This window comes from Amycolatopsis sp. lyj-346, from assembly GCF_046548975.1.
In the GTDB taxonomy this organism is placed as follows: Bacteria; Actinomycetota; Actinomycetes; order Mycobacteriales; family Pseudonocardiaceae; genus Amycolatopsis.
This window is the reverse complement of sequence record NZ_JAJPWT010000015.1, coordinates 195,946-212,526: the sequence shown is the minus strand read 5'-3', so window position 1 is coordinate 212,526 and position 16,581 is coordinate 195,946. Positions and strand designations below refer to the sequence as shown.

Here is a 16,581-nt window from a genome sequence, read left to right as displayed (position 1 = left end):
GAACGCTGCTGCCCGCACCGGTGCGGGCAGCAGCGTCCTTCCTAGGCGACGGCGGTGCCCTCCAGCTCGACCAGCTGGCCCGGGATCGCCAGCCTGCTCACCCCGAGCATCGTGGTGGCCGGGGCCACCCCGGCGGCACCCAGCCGCGCCGCCAGCACGCCGTAGTGCGGGAACAACCCGTCGACGTCGGTGGTGTAGACGTTGAGCCGGACGAGGTCCGCCAGGGACATGCCGGCCTCGGCGAGCACGGCCTCCAGGTTGTCCAGGCTCAACGCGAGCTGGGCGGCGATGTCCCCTTCGTGCTGGGGCTTGCCCTCGGCATCCATCGACGTCTGGCCCGAGCAGTACAGGGTGCGGGTCTGCCCCGAGACGACCTCCCCCTGGTTGAAGCCCAGCGCCAGCGACCACGTCACCGGGTTGATCGCCGTTCGTTCCAGTGCCACATCAGCTCCGTTCGTTGTGCTTGCTGCACCGGCGACCTTTCCGGCAATACACGACATCCTCTGTCGTGTATTCGCTACGGTTTCCGGGTGCGTGCCGACCGGCTGGTCTCCCTCGTGCTGCTGCTGCGCCGTCGCGGCCGGCTGACCGCGGACGTGCTGGCCCGCGAGCTGGAGGTGTCCACCCGCACGGTGCTGCGCGACATCGAAGCGCTGTCGGCCGCGGGCGTCCCCGTCTACGCCGAACGCGGCCGCCACGGCGGGTTCGCGTTGCTGCCCGGTTTCCGGACCGAGCTGACCGGGCTGAACCACGACGAGGCGCTGGCGCTGCTGACCTCGGGCCCGGGCCGGGTCTTCGGCCTCGGTCCGGCACTGGCCTCGGCCATGCGCAAGGTGGCCGACGCGCTGCCCGAAACCCACCTGGCCACCGCCGAGCGCTTCCTCGTCGAGCCCGAGACGGACCTGCTTTCCCGTCGTCCGGTGCTCGACGAGGTGGACCACCCGACGATGCTCGAGGTCCGCCGCGCGGTCCTCGCCGGCCACCGGCTGCGCCTGCACTACGCGGCCGCGGGCCGGCAGCCGCGGTGGCGCACGGTGGACCCGATCGGCCTGGTCACCGTCCGCGACCGCGGCTACCTGCTGGCCACCAGAGCGGGTGCGGACCGCACCTACCGGCTGTCGCGGATCCTGGCCGCGGAGGAGCTGCCCGAACCGGCCGAGCGGCCGGCCGAGGTCGACCTGGACCGCATCTGGCGGCAACGCTGCGCCGGCTTCCTGGCCGACGGCCACCTCACGGTCCGGGTCCGGGTCCACCCGGCCCGCCGGGAGGACCTGCTGAGCACGGCGGTGGCGGTCCGCGCGGAGGAGCCCGAAGCGTCCGGCCGGCTGCGGCTGGAGGTCACCTACCAGGACGCCTGGCACGCGGAGTGGGCGCTGTGGCAGCTGGGCACGGACGCCGAAGCGCTCGCTCCGCAGTCGCTGCGCACGGCTTTGCACGACCGGGCGATGGCGATGGCCGGCCGCTACCGGGACGGCGCCTGAGCAAAGCGCAGCCACCCGCTCAACACCAGGGGGCGGAGCTTTCACGTGAAAGCTCGGGCCCCCGGAAAGCGGTGAAGGCCACCCCGATCGCTCGGGATGGCCTTCATCGCACTACCGCAGTCCTACATCTTGGCGCATTGGCCGACTACCGGGCCCCGGACCGTGTTCGGCAGGTCGTGGTCCGTCGGCGCCGGGGAGTTCACCGCGCACGCCAGCGGGCCACCGACCGTGCTCGACGTCAGCACCGGTCCGCGGTTGCCCGTCAGCGCGACCGGGCCGGCGATGTCGGTCAGCTCGATCGACACCCGACCGGTCACCCCGGTGATCGCCACCGGACCGCCTGCCTTCGTGCGGTTGAGCACCACCTGAGCGGCGCCGGTCGCGGCCAGCGGCCCCTTCAGCGAGCCACCGCGGACGATCAGCGACGCGCCGGGAGCGACCGTGACCGGGCCCGAGATCGTCGCGTTCTCCAGGCACACCGTGCCCGAAGTCACCGACAGCGGGCCGGACTGGACCCCCGTCACCGTGCGGGTGCACGCCGCGTCCGGCTTGCCCAGCAGCTCGAACTCGGCCAGCTGCGCCGGGGCGCCGGTGCTGGTCGCGGTCACTTCGAGCTTGTAATAGGCGTAGTGCGCCGGGTTGGCCACCTTGAACGCGCGGGTCTGCTGCCGCCAGCTGAACGCCTGGTTCTCCTGCCGGTCGGCCACCGCCCACGTCTTGCCGTCGTAGGAGCCCTTCAGCACCCAGCTCTTCGGATCACCCGCACCGGTCTGGGACGTCAGCGTGTAGTGCGTGACGGCTTCGTCGGTCGAGTTCAGCTGGTACTGCACGGCGCCGGTGACCGCGGCCTGGGTGCGCGAGGTGTTGTCCACCAGCGCGGCCGCGTTCGACCCGTCCGAAGTGGACAGCGTCCCCTTGCCCGGACCGGTCTCGTCGTGCAGCGGTGCCGGGGCGGCGTCCCCGGTGGTGATCGACTTCGGCGCGTCGTTCGGGCCGGTACCCCACGACGACGGGTTCGGGCCCATGTCGAAGTCGATCCGCCCGCCGCGGGCGATCAGGTCGTGCGGCAGCGACGTCGAGGAGTACGCCTTGCCGTTGACCTTCACGCCCTGGACGTAGACGTTCTTCGCGCTGTTCTTCGGCGCGTTGATCACCAGGTCCTTGCCACCGGCCAGGTGGATGGTCGCCTTCTTGAACAGCGGCGACCCGATCGCGTAGTCCGGGCTGCCCATCTGCAGCGGGTAGAAGCCCAGCGCGCTGAAGGTCCACCACGCCGACTGCTCGCCGTTGTCCTCGTCACCCGCGTAGCCCTGGCCGATCTCGCTGCCGGTGTAGAGCCGCGAGAGCGCCTCGCGGACCTTCTCCTGCGTCTTGGCCGGCTGGCCCGCGTAGTCGTACATGTAGAGCGTGTGGTGCGAGGCCTGGTTGGAGTGGCCGAGCTGGCCCATCCGGACGTCGCGGGCCTCCCGCATCTCGTGGATCACCCCGCCGTAGGAGCCCGGGAAGTTCGCGGTCTCCTGGTCGGCGAAGAAACCGTCCAGCTTCTTCGCCAGGCCCGCCTTGCCGCCGTAGAGGTTCGCCAGGCCCTGCCCGTCCTGCGGCACGGAGAACGCCATGCCCCAGCCGTTGGTCTCGGTGTAGTCGATGCCCCACACCCGCGGGTCGTAGTCCTGCGGCGACCGGCTGAACTTGCCCGCCGCATCCCGGCCCTGGAAGAACCCGACGCCCGGGTCGAACAGGTTCACGTACTGCTGGGCGCGGCTGGTGAAGTACTCGTGGTTGGCCAGGTACTCCTGCTTGCGCGGATCGCTCGCCGGGGCTTCGTCGTAGAGCTTCTTCGACAGGTTCGCGATGCCGTAGTCGTTGACGTACCCCTCGATCGACCACGAGAACCCGTGGTCGGCCGTGTTGGGCGAGTAGCCGAGGAAGATGCCCTCGTCCAGGCCCTTGCGGCCGACGGCGTTGTTCGGCGGGGTCACCGTCGCGTTCTTCAGCGCCGCGTCGTAGGACGCCTTGACGTCGAAGTTGCGGACGCCCTTGAGGTAGGCGTCGGCGAACGCCACGTCCGAGCTGGTGCCGGTCATCAGGTCCGCGTAACCCGGCGAGGACCACCGCGAGATCCAGCCGCCGTCGCGGTACTGCTGCACGAACCCGTCGACCATCTTCCCGGCCATGTCCGGCGTGAGCAGCGAGTACGCCGGCCACGTGGTGCGGTAGGTGTCCCAGAACCCGTTGTTGACGTAGGTCTGGCCGTCGACGATCTTCGCCCCGGTCTGCGTCGGGGTGTCCGCCCCGGCTTTCGGCGAGACGAAGCTCGCGTACCGGTGGACCGGCTTCTCGACCGTGCCGGTGTTCTCGAACCCGGAGTTCGGGTAGAGGAACAGCCGGTACAGGTTGGAGTACAGCGTCGTGAGCTGGTCCTTCGACGCGCCCTCGACCTCGATCACCTTCAGCTGGTCGTCCCAGAGCCGCTGCGCGGCGTCGCGGACGGAGTCGAAGGTCGCGTTCGGCGCGATCTCCTGCGCCAGGTTCTTCTTCGCCTGGTCCACGCTGATCAGCGACGTCGCGATCCGCATGGTCACCGTCTTGTCGGCACCGGCGGCGAACCGCAGGTAGCCGGCGACGTCGTCGTGCCCCTGCCCGGTGAGCTTGGCACCCGCGGTGACCGGCTTGTCGAAGGTGGCGTAGACGAACATCCGCCCGGCGCCGGCCGACAGGCCGCTCTTGACGTCGGTGAAGCCCGACAGCGTGCCGCTCGCGGGGTCGAGGGTCAGCCCGCCCTGGTTCTTGTAGTTGTCGAAGATCAGGCTCGCGTCGCTGCCCGGGAAGGAGAACCGGAACACCGCCGCGTGGTCGGTCGGGGCGATCTCGGTCTTGATCCCGTTCTCGAACTGCACACCGTAGTAGTGCGCGCGAGCGGTCTCGTTGTCGTGCTTGAACGCCAGCGCCCGGGCGTCGCGGTTCGCGTTCGGCACCCCGGCGGCCGCGGACGGCATCACCTGGAAGGTCTGCCGGTCGCCCATCCACGGGCTCGGCTCGTGGCTGACGCTGAACGCCTGCAGCTCCGGCAGGTTCTGCTCGTTGTTCTGGCTGTGGTAGTTGTACATCCACCGCACGTCGCCGTTGTCGGCGTTCGCGTCGGTCACCGGGGTCCAGAAGTTGAACCCGTGCGGCACCGCCGTGGCCGGGAAGTTGTTGCCGCGGGAGAAGGTGCCGTTGGCCATCGTGCCGCGCGTGGTGAGCACGTTGTCGCTCGGCCGGGTGCTGGCCGGCGGGGTCGGCGTCGCCGAGATCTTCACGTCGTCCAGCCAGCCCTGCAGCGAACCGGGGCCGTCCGGGTTGTCGTAGCCGACCAGGATCCGGTCGACCGTCTTGCCCTTGGCGACCGTGCCGATCGCCGAGCGCACCAGGTTCCACTGGTTGGTGTAGAGGACCTTGCTCCTGCCCTGGCCTTCCGGCGTCAGCGGGAACCCGTACTGGTCGGTCGCGCCCAGGTCGCGCAGCCGGGTGCCGTCGGTGAAGACCAGGTCGATCGCCACGTTGGTGCTCTGGTACTTCAGGTCGCCGGTGATGAACTGCGGCTGCACCTTGTACGACAGCTCGGTCGAGGGCACGACCGGGATGTCGACGTCGAAGACCTTGTTGTAGGACCAGCCGTGGCCTTCGGCGGTCTGGCTGCCGGAGTAGCGGAACGCCTTGAGCCCGGTGAAGCCGACGCGGTTCTTGTTCGTGTACCCGCTGGTCGGCCCGGAGTCGGTGAAGGTGCGCATGTTCGGCAGCGGCGGCGGGGCCGGCTCGTCGTTGGCCAGCAGCAGCTCCGACAGCTGCAGGATCGGCCCGCCGTTGTTGCGGGTGACGTCCAGCCGGAAGTACTTGAACGCCAGCGTCGGGCCGGCCAGCCGGTAGTCCTTCTGCTGGAACCGGGCGGTGAACGCCTGGTCGCTCTGCTTGTCGAGGTCGGTCCAGGCGCTCGCGTCGTTCGAGCCCTGCAGCGTCCAGTCCTTCGGGTCGCGGTTGTCGAAGTCGTTGGCCGAGGAGATCGCGTAGTGCGTGATCGACGTCGGCTCCGACAGGGTGATCTGCGCCCACGCCGTCGGGTCCCACGACAGCCACTTCGTGTCCGTCGTGCCGTCGACGAGGTTCGAGACCACCTCACCGCCGCTGCTGTTCTCGCTGCTGGCGCCGGTCTCGGTCACCTTGCCGCGGATGTCACCCGGGATCGCCGTGCCGTTCGCGCCGTTGATCCCGGACGCGCGCGGCTTGCCCGCCGCGTCGGTGTCGACGGTGTCGGTCCACGTCGGCTGGACGTCACCGGACTCGAACGAGGACGAAAAGTCGGGGGGAAGGGCTTCTTCGGCGGCGGACGAGGCCGCGGGGAGGGCGACCAGGCCGGCGGCGACCACGGCGGCGGTCACCAGGAAAGCGACCGGCGGTCTGGCGCTTCGGGGCATCGTTGCTCCAAGCTCGGAGGGCGGATTCAGCAGCGCCGCGCAGGCGGGGACCGGCGGCGCCAAGGAAGGGAAACGCGCGGGTGACATCGATGTCAAGACCGCCCGGCAAACCTGGCCAAAATCAGACAACGAGGAAAACGGGGGCCCGATGAGACCGTTCAGGATCTTCACCGCCATAGCCACCCTCACGCTCGCCACCACCACGTTCGCCCCACCGGCCGCCACCGCCGCGACCGGCTCCACCCTTCGGCCGGTCACCACCTGCGCCGACTTGGTCCGTGGGTTCGCCCTCCCGGGCGCGCCCACCCACGTCACCTCGGCGAAGGTGGTCGCGGCCACCGCCACCGACCCCGAGTACTGCGGCGTTCAGGGCTACGTCGAACCCGCCGTCCGCTTCGAGCTGCGCCTGCCCACCAAGACCTACGCCGGGCGCTACCTGCAGTACGGCTGCGGCGGCTTCTGCGGCCTGGTCAACCCGCCCGCCTTCCCCGGGTGCGACCTGCCCCACGGCGGCGACTTCGCGGTCGCCGCCACCGACGACGGCCACGTCGGCAAGACCCCCGCCGTCGTCGACGACGGCAGCTGGGGCGCGAACGACCAGGCCGCCCGCGACGACTTCGAATTCCGCGCACCCCACGTCGTCTCCCGCGCCTCGAAGGCGATCATCCAGGCCTTCTACGGCGCCCCGCCGCGCAAGTCCTACTTCACCGGCTGCTCCGACGGCGGCCGTGAAGGCCTCCTGCTCGCCCAGCGCTACCCCGCGGACTTCGACGGCATCGACGCCGGCGCCCCCGCGCACTACTGGGGCCCGCTGCTCGGCGTCTACCAGACGTGGCTCGCCCGGGCCAACAGCGCCGCCGACGGCAGCCCGATCCTCACCGCCGCCAAGCTGCCCGCCCTGCACAACGCCGTCCTCGCCGCCTGCGACCGCCTCGACGGGCTCGCCGACGGCCAGCTCGACGACCCGCGCGCCTGCCACTTCGACCCGGCGACGCTCACCTGCACCGGCGCCGAGACGCCGTCCTGCCTCACCCCGGCCCAGACCGCCGTCGTCCGCAAGCTGTACGCACCGCCCACCGACGCCCACGGCACGCTGCTCTACCCCGGTGGCCAGCTGCCCGGGTCCGAGCTGTCCTGGGCCGGGTGGATCATCGCCACTCCGGAGACCGGCGGCTTCGCCTTCGCCCGCAACCTCGCCGACAACTACCTGCGCCACCTCGGCTACCCGATCGGCGCGCCGGCCTCGACCGTCGACACCTTCGCCTTCACCAAACCCGAATTCGACCGGCTCACCCCGGTCGGCGTCCGCTACAACGCCATGAACCCCGACCTGTCGGCGTTCCAGCGGCGCGGCGGGAAGCTGCTGCTCTGGCACGGCTGGAACGACGAGGCCATCCCGCCCGCCGGCACGCTCGACTACTACCAGCGGCTCACCCACGGCCGCCCGCAGAACTGGACCCGGCTGTTCATGGTCCCGTCGCTCTACCACTGCGGCGGCGGCACGACGCTCACCGAGTTCGACCCGCTGCGCGAGCTGGTCACCTGGGTCGAACGCGGCACCGCACCCACCCGGGTGACCGCGACCGGCCGGGACGCCGACGGGACCGTCACCCGCACCCGGCCGGTGTTCGCCTACCCGCAGCGGGCCGTCTACGACGGCACCGGCAGCGTCGACGACGCCGCCAACTTCCGGCCCGCACCGCCGGCCTCGCCGGTCCGGGACGTCGTCCGCTGGGCCGGCGAGAAGCTGTACGCCATCCCGGGGCCGGTCGCGCCGTAAAAACGGGTCACGCGGGTCCGGCGTCGTCGCTAGGGTCACGATCATGACGACGCCGGAACCCGCCGACCGGATCCTCGCCCGCGCCTCCCTCGCCGAGGGCAACCCGACCGGGTGGTTCGAGCAGCTCTACACCGCCGCCGCCCGTGGCGAGGCCGAGGTCCCGTGGACCCGCGGCGAACCGAACGCCGACCTGGCCGCCCGGGTCCGCCCCGGCGAGGGCCGCCGGGCCCTGGTGGTGGGCTGCGCGCTGGGCGACGACGCCGAACTGCTGTCGGCCCACGGCTGGGCCGTGACGGGCTTCGACGTCGCCCCGACCGCGGTCGAAGCCGCCCGCGCCCGGTTCCCCGAGTCCGAAGTGGACTACGTGGTGGCGGACCTGCTGAATCCGCCGGGGGAGTGGGCCCACGCGTTCGACCTGGTCGTGGAGATCATCAACATCCAGGCCATGCCCCGCGAGTTCCGGCCCGCCGCGGTGCAGTCACTGGCCTCGTTCCTCGCCCCGGGCGGCACCGCGATCGTGAGCGAGGTCGCGGAGGAGAACGTGGACATGACGCACTGGCAGGGCCCGCCGTGGCCGTTCAGCCGTACGGACGTCGAATCCGTCGCCCAGCACGGCGTCCGGCTGGTCAGCCTGGAGACCATCCGCGACGGGGCCCGCTACTGGGCCACCTTCACCCGCTGACACCGGACCGGTGCCGTCCGGGCGTGACACCCACGACGGCGGTGAACGCGGCGATGAAGTGGCTCGGGTTCGCCCAGCCGCACGCGCGGGCCGTGTACGGTGGCCCGCCACCGCCCGCGCCGGTGACAGTAGGCACCATCTGGGTCCTCGACCTCGTGGGCGCCCGCACGGCCGTGGAATGGAGGACGACCGCGCCACCGGGAAGCTCGTCGTCGTGCCCTGGTGTCGCGCGTCCGAGGTCGTTGACAGCGGTCGGCTCAAACGCCCCAATGTGGCCTTCGGTGCGTTCAACGCACCGAAGGCCACATTGGGTGCGTTCAACGCAACCAAGGCCACCTTGGGGCGCAACGTCCGCACCTCAAACAACCTGCGACGCGCGACACCTAGCAGCTCTCGAGGAACCGGGCCAGCACGCGGGTGCCGAAGTGCAGGCCTTCGACCGGCACCCGTTCGTCCACTCCGTGCGCCATCGCCCGGTACGGGAAGCCCGCCGGCAGCCACAGCGGCGCGAACCCGTAGCAGTCGATGCCCAGCCGCGCGAACGCCTTCGCGTCCGTCCCGCCGCCCAGGCAGTACGGCACCACCACCGCCTCGGGGTCCTCCGCCCGCAACGCCGCGGCCATCGCGTCGAACCACGGGGAGTCCACCGGCGCCTGGACCGGCGGCTGGTGCGCGACGAACTCGCGCGTCACGCCCTCGCCGAGCAGCTCGTCCAGCGCGGCGAACAGCGGCTCCTCGGTGCCCGGCAGCACCCGCACGTCGACCTGCGCGGTCGCCGTCGACGGGATCACGTTCACCTTGTAGCCCGCGTCCAGCATCGTCGGTGTCGTGCTGTTGCGCACCGTCGGCACCACCAGCGCGCCCGCCGGGCCGAGTGCGGCCACCGCCGCGTCCACCCCGTCCGAAGAGGACAGATCCACCGGCACGCCCAGCGCCGCGCCGGTCCGCTCCAGGTACGCCCGCACCGCCGGCGTCAGCGACACCGGCCACCGGTGGGCGGCGATCCGGTGCAGTGCCCCCACCAACCGGGTGACGGCGTTCTCGTCGTTCGGGCGTGACCCGTGGCCGGCCCGGCCACGGGCGGTCAGCCGCAGGTGCGCCGTCCCGCGCTCGGCCGTCCCGACCGGGTACAGGTGCACGTCACGGCCGTCGGCGGCGGGCACGTGGTAGGTGTAGCCACCCGACTCGCTGATCGCCGCGACGCACCCTTCGAACAGCTCCGGGTGCCGGGCGACCAGCCAGTGCGCGCCCCAATCCCCGCGGTCCTCCTCGTCGGCGACGAACGCCAGCACCAGCTCCCGCCGCGGCCGCGCCCCGCCGGCCAGCGCCGCGAGCACCATCGCCACGAAGTCCTTCATGTCGGTCGCGCCGCGGCCCCACAGGTACCCGTCGCGCACCTCGCCCGCGAACGGCGGCACCGACCAGTCCGCGGCGTCCGCCGGAACGACGTCCAGGTGCCCCTGCACCAGCAGCGCCGGCAACGACGGATCGGTGCCCGGCACGCGCGCGATCACACTGGCCCGCCCCGGCGCCGCTTCGAGGATCCGCGACGGGATCCCGAGGCCGTCCAGGAACGCGGCCACGTACTCCGCGGCGGGTCGCTCAGGAGAAGCGTCGTTGTTCCCGCGGTTGGTCGTGTCGAACCGGATCAGGTCCGCGCACAGCTCGACGACGTCAGCCATAGATACCCTGCACCGCCCCCGCCGCGATCGCCGTGACGACCTTGAACGCCTTCATCGCCTCGGTCATGGTGGGCGCGTCGAACCCGACCCGCCGGGTCCCGATCTGCTCGACCGTCGGGATCACCGCCGTCGCCTGCGCCAGGTGGCTCGCGTCGAACTCCACTTCGATCCGGTGCGCCCCCACCCGCCGCTCTTCACGGCCGGCGCGCGCCACTGCCTCGGCCGCCGCGCCGGTCAGCAGCTCCGCCGTGCGCGCGGGCGGCAGGCAGATGGCCGCGTACCGGCTCACGCATTCCTTCACCTGGACCAGCTCCGCCTCCGGAGCGTAATCACGGGCGTCGTCACACGTTTTGTCGTCACCCGAAACGAGCAGGACAGGAACGCCGTACTCCGCGGCCATGGCCGCGTTCAGCCGCCCCTCGCTCGCCGGGACGTCGTCCAGCCAGACGCCGGTGATCTGGTTCTCCAGGTACGTGTGGGAAAGCACCCCGTCGAAGCCCGCGCCGGCGTGGTAACCGAGGAACACCACACCGTCCACACCGGAATCGATGCCCTGCATCATCGACAGCGGCTTGTGCCGCCCGGTGAGCATCCGCGCCCGCGGGTCCAGGTCCTCCAGCAGCAGGTTCCGCTGAGACGAATGCGCCTCGTTGACCAGCACATCGCTCGCGCCCGCCTCGTACAGCCCGGCCAGGACGGCGTTGACGTCGCCGGTGAACAGCCGCCGGAAGCGGTCCCACTGCGGCGAACCGGGCACGACGTCGTCGGTCCAGGTGACGCCGGTGGCGCCCTCCATGTCCGCCGAGATCAGGATGCGCATGCCGGGCACTCTAGCCAGCGCCCCCGGCCCCCGGCCGCGGAACGCCCCCATTGCCGGATCTCACTCAGCGTGACGATCAGCGGATCGATAACGATCGGGCACCTGCCGAGGCGGCAACATATTGCGCGGTTGTCCCGATATGTGGTTACTTCTCGTCCTTGGGGAGGCTCACAAGCGAACGATGGGGTGGTTTTCGGTGCAGTTCCAACACAGAACCGGGCGGTTCGCCCGGGTGGGCGCGGTCGTCGCGGCCGCGACACTGGCGGCGATCCCGCTCGCCGTTCCCGCCCAGGCCCAGCAGGGCAAGGTGCTGCGGGTCGCGCTCACCACCGGCATCGACCACCTCAACCCCTTCACCGCCGCGCTGTCGGCCTCCACGCAGATCGGCCGGTTCGCCTTCGAGTTCCTGACCGTCCCGAACGCGGAAAAGGCCGAAGCCTCGCCCGCCCTCGCCGAGTCGTGGACCCCGTCGCTGGACAAGCTCACCTGGACCTTCAAGATCCGCAGCGGCGTCAAGTGGAGCGACGGGAAGCCGGTGACCGCCAAGGACGCGGCGTTCACCTTCAACCGCATGCTCACCGACGAGAACGCCCGCACCGCCAACGGCAACTACGTGGCCAACTTCGAGACGGTCACCGCACCCGACGACACCACCCTCGTCATCAAGACCAAGGCCGTGCAGGTCAACATGAACCTGCTCGACGTGCCGATCGTGCCGCAGCACATCTGGGAACCGGTCAAGGACCTCAAAAACCCCAAGACCGACGAACTCGCCATCGTCGGCGTCTCCGACGGCCCCTTCCAGATCACCGAGTACAAGCCGAACGAGTACGTCAAGCTCAAGGCCAACAAGGAATACTGGCGCGGCGCCCCCAAGATCGACGAACTGCAGCTGCTGCAGTTCAAGGACACCGAAGCCGCGGTCAACGCGCTCAAGCAGGGCGAAGTCGACGTCATCAACCGGCTCAACCCCAACCAGTTCGCCGCGCTGCAGGGGCAGCAGGGCATCACCACCAACGCCGCCCCCGGCCGCCGCTACGACGAGCTGTCGATCAACTTCGGCGTCACCGACAACGCGAACAACCCGATCGGCGACGGCAACCCGGTCCTCAAGGACATCAACGTCCGCAAGGCCATCACCCAGGCGGTGGACACCCAGGCCATCGTCGACAAGGTCCTCAAGGGCCTCGGCCAGGTCGGCGGCGGCGTCGTGCCCCCCGTCTACGCCGACTACCACTGGGACCCCAGCGACAGCGAAAAGGTCAAGTTCGACCTCGCCGCCGCCAACGCCACCCTCGACCAGGCCGGCTACGCCAAGGGCCCGGACGGCGTCCGCACCGCCCCCGGCGGCGCCAAGCTCGAGCTGCGCCTGACCGGCCACGCCAACCGCAGCTACGACCAGGGCGTCGCCCAGTACGTCACCGGCTGGCTCAAGGACATCGGCATCACCGTCAAGCAGGACCTCGTCTCCGACGACGAACTGTCCGATCGCACCCAGGCCGGCAAGTACGACCTCGCCATCGGCGGCTACGGCACCAACCCCGACCCGGACTACGCGCTGTCGCTGCACACCTGCGGCGCACGTCCCAGCCCGGACGGCAAGGGCGGCAGCACCGACACGTTCTTCTGCGACGCCCAGTACGACGAGCTCTACAAGAAGCAGCTCACCGAAACCGACGACGCCAAGCGCGCCGAGTACGTCAAGCAGGCACAGGCCCGGCTCTACAGCCAGTTCCCGACCATCGTGCTCGACTACCAGAACGCGCTCGAGGCCTACCGCTCCGACAAGTTCTCCGGCTTCACCACCCAGCCGCAGCCCAAGGGCGCCATCCTCGAGCAGACCGGCTACTGGGGCGTCTACGGCGCCACCCCGGCCGGCACCACGAACGCCGCCGATTCGGGGAGCGGCAACACCGTGCTGTGGATCGTCATCGGCGCGGTCGTCGTGGTCGTCCTCGTCGGCGGCGGCATCGTGCTCGGCCGCCGCGGCAAGACGGCAGAGGACCGCGAGTAAGAGATGACCACCCCCGACCAGGCCGCGGTGCTCGTCGACCCCGACGAGCACCGCGGCGGTACCGGCACGGCCCGGTTCGTGCTCAAGAAGATCGCCGAATCGCTGATCAGCATCGTCCTGGTGATCGTGCTGTTCTTCTTCCTCTTCCGGATGCTGCCGGGCGACCCGGTCGCCGCGATGACCCGCGACCACCCCACCAGCCCCCAGATGATCGCCGAGCTGCGCGAGAAGATGGGCGTCGACAAGCCCGTCTTCGTCCAGTTCGGCAACTACTTCTGGGACCTGCTGCACGGCGACCTCGGCGAGTCCCGGCTGCTCAACAACGGCCGCCCGGTCGCCGACATGATCGGCGAACGGCTCTGGCCGACCATCCTGCTCGTCGGCAGCGCCACCCTGCTCGCCGTCCTGCTCGGGCTGTGGCTGGGCATCCGCGCCGCCTGGCGCCGCGACAGCTTCTTCGACCGCAGCCAGACCGGGCTCGCGCTGACCCTCTGGTCGGTCCCGCAGTTCTGGCTCGGCCTGATGCTGCTCGTGGCGACCAACGGCCTGTTCCCCAGCCGCGGGATGCACTCCCCGGACGCCGCCCCCGACGTCTTCTCCCAGACCCTCGACGTCCTGCACCACCTGGTGCTGCCGTGCGTGACGCTGCTGGCGGTGTTCTACGCCCAGTACATGCTGATCATGCGGTCGTCGCTGCTGGGGGAGATGAACGCCGACTACCTCACCACCGCCCGCGCCAAGGGCCTGCGCGACGACCTCGTCCGCCGCCGCCACGCCGTCCCCAACGCCCTGCTGCCCACCACCACGCTGGTGTTCATGCAGTTCGGCTCGGTGCTGGCCGGCGCGGTCACCGTCGAGGCCGTGTTCAGCTGGCCCGGCCTCGGCCAGCTGACCTACGACGCCCTGCACGGCCCCGACCTGCCGGTGCTGCAGGGCGTGTTCACCGTGCTGGCGAGCGCGGTGGTGCTGATGAACCTGCTCGCGGAACTGCTCTACCGCGTGCTCGACCCCAGGGTGCGTACCTCATGACCACCGCCGAGACACCACGGCAGATCGCCTGGAGCCGCCGCCGCGCGTCACTGGCCGGCACCTGGCGCGAATTCGCCGGCCAGCGGGCGGCCCTCGCCGGGCTCGTCCTGCTCGGCGCCACCGTGCTCGTCGCCCTGCTCCTGCCGCTGATCAGCGACGAGAGCGGCCTCGACGTCACCAAGGCCACCGGGGCACCGCTGTCCCCGCCGAACGCCGACTTCTGGCTCGGCACCGACAACTTCGGCCGCTCGGTGCTGCTGATGACCGTCTGGGGGACCCGGATCTCCCTGCTCGTCGGGTTCTCCGCCGCACTGCTGTCGGTCGTCATCGGCACCCTGATCGGCATCACCGCCGCCCACTTCGGCGGCTGGGTGTCGGCGACCCTGCTGCGGTTCACCGACTTCTTCCTGGTCCTGCCCTCGCTGATCCTCGCGATCGCGCTCTCGGCGGTGCTGCCCAAGGGCGTCGGCACGATCATCCTCGCCATCGGCTTCACCGCGTGGCCCAGCACCGCCCGGCTCGTCCGGGCCCAGACCCTGACCATCGAAAGCCGCCCCTACATCGAGCGCGCCCACGCCCTCGGCGGCGGCCACCTGCACATCATCGGCAAACACGTCCTGCCCGGCGTGATGCCCCTGGTGCTGGCCAACACCACCCTGGTCGTCGGCAACGCCGTCATCGCCGACGCGACCCTGTCCTTCCTCGGCGTCGGCGACCCCAACTCCATCACCTGGGGCCTGGTGCTGGAAAACGCGCTCAACAACGGCGCCATCAGCCGCGGCGCCTGGTGGAACGTGCTCCCACCGGGCATCGCCATCGTCCTCGTCGTCCTCTTCTTCACCCTGGTCGGCCGGGGCCTGGAGACCGTGTTCAACCCGAGGTTGAAGAAGTGACCACCCCGCTGCTGCAGCTCCACGACCTCAACGTCACCTACCGGGTGGGGGACAAGGACGTCCCCGCCGTCCGCGGCGTCGGCCTCACCCTCGACCCCGGCGGCACCCTCGGCGTCGCCGGCGAATCCGGCTCGGGCAAGTCCACCGTCGCCATGAGCGTGCTGCGGCTGCTGCCGCGCACCGCGAAGATCACCGGCGAAATCCTCCTCGACGGCGAAAACGTCACCACCATGAAGTGGGGACGGCTGCGCGCGGTCCGCTGGGCCGGGGCGTCGGTGGTGTTCCAGGGCGCCATGCACGCGCTCAACCCCGTCCGCAAGATCGGCGAGCAGATCGCCGAACCGCTGCGGCTGCACCCACCCGAGGGCAAAGCCCTCACCGACGCCGCCGTCGACGCCCGCGTCGCCGAACTGCTCACCCAGGTCGACCTGCCCCCGAGCCGGGCCGGCGCCTACCCCCACGAGCTGTCCGGCGGGCAGAAGCAACGCGTCATGATCGCCATGGCACTGGCCTGCTCGCCCCGCCTGATCATCGCCGACGAACCGACCACCGCCCTCGACGTCATCGTCCAGGCCCAGGTCCTCGCCCTGCTCGCCAAGCTGGTCGCCGAACAGCACATCGGGCTGATCATGATCAGCCACGACCTGTCCGTGCTCGCCGCCACCTGCGAACGCATCGCCGTGATGTACGACGGGCAGATCGTCGAAGAAGGCCCCAGCGCCGAGGTGATGGGCTCGCCGAAGCACGCACACACCCGCGCGCTGGCCGCGGCGTTCCCCACTGTCGGCGACCCGGTCTCCCGCTTCGCCCCGGCCACCAGCAACCCCCTCCCACCCGAGCCCGGGGACCGCGTTCCCGCCGGTGAGCCGCTGCTGGCCGCCGAGAACCTGCGCGTGTCCTTCCGCGACCGCACCGGCAAGCGCATCGACGCCGTCGCCGGCGTCGACCTCACCGTGTCCCGCGACGAGATCGTCGCACTGGTCGGCCAGTCCGGCTCCGGCAAGACCACGCTCGCCCGCACGCTGCTCGGCCTGCAGAAACCCGACTCGGGCGTGGTCCGCTACGCCGGGAAACCGGTGCCGGCCGGGGGATCGGGCCTCAAGGCCTACCGCCGTCAGGTCCAGCTCGTCCTGCAGGACCCGACGAGTGCGCTCAACCCGGCTCACACCGTGTACGAGGCCGTCGCCGAAGGGCCGCGGATCCACCGGCTCGCCGACGAGCGGGCCGTCGTCCACCGGGCGCTGGAAGCCGCCGAACTGCGGCCCGCGGAGAAGTACGCCGACCGGCTCCCGCACCAGCTCTCCGGCGGCCAGCGCCAGCGCGTCGTCATCGCCGGAGCACTGGCGCTCGAACCGTCGATGGTGGTGGCCGACGAGCCGGTCGCCTCGCTCGACGCCTCCGTCCGCGGCGAAATCCTCGGCCTGCTGCTGCGGCTGCGCCGCGAACTCGGCCTCGCCGCCCTCGTGATCACCCACGACCTCGGCCTGGCCTGGAACATCGCCGACCGCGTCGCCGTGATGTACCGCGGTGAGCTCGTCGAAACCGGGACCGTCGAACAGGTCCTGCTCGACCCGCACCACGAGTACACGAAGTCCCTGCTGGCCGCCCTGCCCGGCGGCACCGCCCAGCACCGCGTCGCAGCTGACTCCGGGGCTTCGCCCCGGGGCCGGGGGCTCCGCCACCCGGAGCCCCCCGAAAGCACCTAACCTGATACTGCGGAAACCCCACACGAGCGCGTTGTGTAATCTC

At 70.8% G+C, this 16,581-nt stretch carries 12 protein-coding genes; 7 read left to right on the top strand and 5 right to left on the bottom strand.

Translation table 11 applies throughout. The annotated features are described in order from the left end of the window. Nucleotides 1–41 precede the first annotated feature (41 nt). Nucleotides 42–437 (bottom strand): RidA family protein, encoded by a 396-nt coding sequence (locus ACLJQE_RS34385; RefSeq protein WP_410643749.1) that lies wholly within the window; start codon nucleotides 435–437, stop codon nucleotides 42–44. Between the two features lie 93 nt (nucleotides 438–530). Between ACLJQE_RS34385 and ACLJQE_RS34380 the strand changes: the two genes are divergently transcribed. Then, on the top strand, nucleotides 531–1,481 hold the full coding sequence (locus ACLJQE_RS34380) for a helix-turn-helix transcriptional regulator (RefSeq protein ID WP_410643706.1): 951 nt from the start codon (nucleotides 531–533) through the stop codon (nucleotides 1,479–1,481). A 122-nt stretch (nucleotides 1,482–1,603) separates the two neighbouring features. Here the strand turns inward: ACLJQE_RS34380 and ACLJQE_RS34375 are convergent, their stop codons facing one another. After that, the gene (locus tag ACLJQE_RS34375) at nucleotides 1,604–5,932 is read right to left on the bottom strand and encodes a GH92 family glycosyl hydrolase (protein WP_410643705.1); all 4,329 of its coding nucleotides are present in this window, start codon (nucleotides 5,930–5,932) and stop codon (nucleotides 1,604–1,606) included. A gap of 148 nt (nucleotides 5,933–6,080) precedes the next feature. Between ACLJQE_RS34375 and ACLJQE_RS34370 the strand changes: the two genes are divergently transcribed. Continuing rightward, entirely contained in the window at nucleotides 6,081–7,712 is a 1,632-nt protein-coding gene (locus ACLJQE_RS34370) for a tannase/feruloyl esterase family alpha/beta hydrolase (protein WP_410643704.1), read from the top strand. 43 nt (nucleotides 7,713–7,755) lie between these two features. Further along, the gene (locus tag ACLJQE_RS34365) at nucleotides 7,756–8,394 is read left to right on the top strand and encodes a class I SAM-dependent methyltransferase (RefSeq protein ID WP_410643703.1); all 639 of its coding nucleotides are present in this window, start codon (nucleotides 7,756–7,758) and stop codon (nucleotides 8,392–8,394) included. On the opposite strand, the gene ACLJQE_RS34360 is transcribed toward ACLJQE_RS34365, so the two are convergent. The 3 genes from ACLJQE_RS34360 to ACLJQE_RS34350 form a co-directional block, all read right to left on the bottom strand. Then, a complete protein-coding gene (locus tag ACLJQE_RS34360) occupies nucleotides 8,384–8,533 on the bottom strand; it encodes a hypothetical protein (RefSeq protein ID WP_410643702.1) in 150 nt (49 codons plus the stop codon). The two genes, ACLJQE_RS34365 and ACLJQE_RS34360, sit on opposite strands and share 11 nt — an antisense overlap. Nucleotides 8,534–8,777: 244 nt before the next feature. Beyond that, a complete protein-coding gene (locus ACLJQE_RS34355; RefSeq protein ID WP_410643701.1) occupies nucleotides 8,778–10,076 on the bottom strand; it encodes a M20/M25/M40 family metallo-hydrolase in 1,299 nt (432 codons plus the stop codon). Then, nucleotides 10,069–10,896 (bottom strand): M55 family metallopeptidase, encoded by an 828-nt coding sequence (locus tag ACLJQE_RS34350; protein ID WP_410643700.1) that lies wholly within the window; start codon nucleotides 10,894–10,896, stop codon nucleotides 10,069–10,071. The genes ACLJQE_RS34355 and ACLJQE_RS34350 overlap by 8 nt, the downstream gene beginning before the upstream one ends. Before the next feature lie 181 nt (nucleotides 10,897–11,077). Here ACLJQE_RS34350 and ACLJQE_RS34345 point away from each other — a divergent pair, with 181 nt between their 5' ends. Genes ACLJQE_RS34345 through nikE form a run of 4 tightly spaced genes read left to right on the top strand, consistent with a single transcriptional unit; the run spans nucleotide 11,078 to nucleotide 16,538 of the window. Next, on the top strand, nucleotides 11,078–12,910 hold the full coding sequence (locus tag ACLJQE_RS34345; RefSeq protein ID WP_410643699.1) for an ABC transporter substrate-binding protein: 1,833 nt from the start codon (nucleotides 11,078–11,080) through the stop codon (nucleotides 12,908–12,910). Between the two features lie 3 nt (nucleotides 12,911–12,913). Further along, nucleotides 12,914–13,939: an ABC transporter permease gene (locus tag ACLJQE_RS34340; protein WP_410643698.1), complete on the top strand. Its 1,026-nt coding sequence runs from the start codon at nucleotides 12,914–12,916 to the stop codon at nucleotides 13,937–13,939. Then, complete coding sequence (locus ACLJQE_RS34335) at nucleotides 13,936–14,832, top strand: ABC transporter permease (protein ID WP_410643697.1); 897 nt, start codon at nucleotides 13,936–13,938, stop codon at nucleotides 14,830–14,832. The genes ACLJQE_RS34340 and ACLJQE_RS34335 overlap by 4 nt, the downstream gene beginning before the upstream one ends. Then, nucleotides 14,829–16,538 carry a nickel ABC transporter ATP-binding protein NikE gene (nikE, locus tag ACLJQE_RS34330; protein WP_410643696.1) on the top strand — a complete coding sequence of 570 codons (1,710 nt, stop codon included), beginning with the start codon at nucleotides 14,829–14,831 and terminating at the stop codon, nucleotides 16,536–16,538. The genes ACLJQE_RS34335 and nikE overlap by 4 nt, the downstream gene beginning before the upstream one ends. The last annotated feature ends 43 nt before the right edge of the window (nucleotides 16,539–16,581 follow it).

What these genes read in the sequence shown, in the direction of transcription:
- ACLJQE_RS34355 (WP_410643701.1), bottom strand. Translation starts at nt 10,076, where the DNA reads ATGGCTGACGTCGTCGAGCTGTGCGCGGACCTGATCCGGTTCGACACG.
- ACLJQE_RS34345 (WP_410643699.1), top strand. Translation starts at nt 11,078, where the DNA reads ATGGGGTGGTTTTCGGTGCAGTTCCAACACAGAACCGGGCGGTTCGCC.
- ACLJQE_RS34340 (WP_410643698.1), top strand. Translation starts at nt 12,914, where the DNA reads ATGACCACCCCCGACCAGGCCGCGGTGCTCGTCGACCCCGACGAGCAC.
- ACLJQE_RS34350 (WP_410643700.1), bottom strand. Translation starts at nt 10,896, where the DNA reads ATGCGCATCCTGATCTCGGCGGACATGGAGGGCGCCACCGGCGTCACC.
- ACLJQE_RS34360 (WP_410643702.1), bottom strand. Translation starts at nt 8,533, where the DNA reads ATGGTGCCTACTGTCACCGGCGCGGGCGGTGGCGGGCCACCGTACACG.
- ACLJQE_RS34335 (WP_410643697.1), top strand. Translation starts at nt 13,936, where the DNA reads ATGACCACCGCCGAGACACCACGGCAGATCGCCTGGAGCCGCCGCCGC.
- ACLJQE_RS34375 (WP_410643705.1), bottom strand. Translation starts at nt 5,932, where the DNA reads ATGCCCCGAAGCGCCAGACCGCCGGTCGCTTTCCTGGTGACCGCCGCC.
- ACLJQE_RS34365 (WP_410643703.1), top strand. Translation starts at nt 7,756, where the DNA reads ATGACGACGCCGGAACCCGCCGACCGGATCCTCGCCCGCGCCTCCCTC.
- ACLJQE_RS34370 (WP_410643704.1), top strand. Translation starts at nt 6,081, where the DNA reads ATGAGACCGTTCAGGATCTTCACCGCCATAGCCACCCTCACGCTCGCC.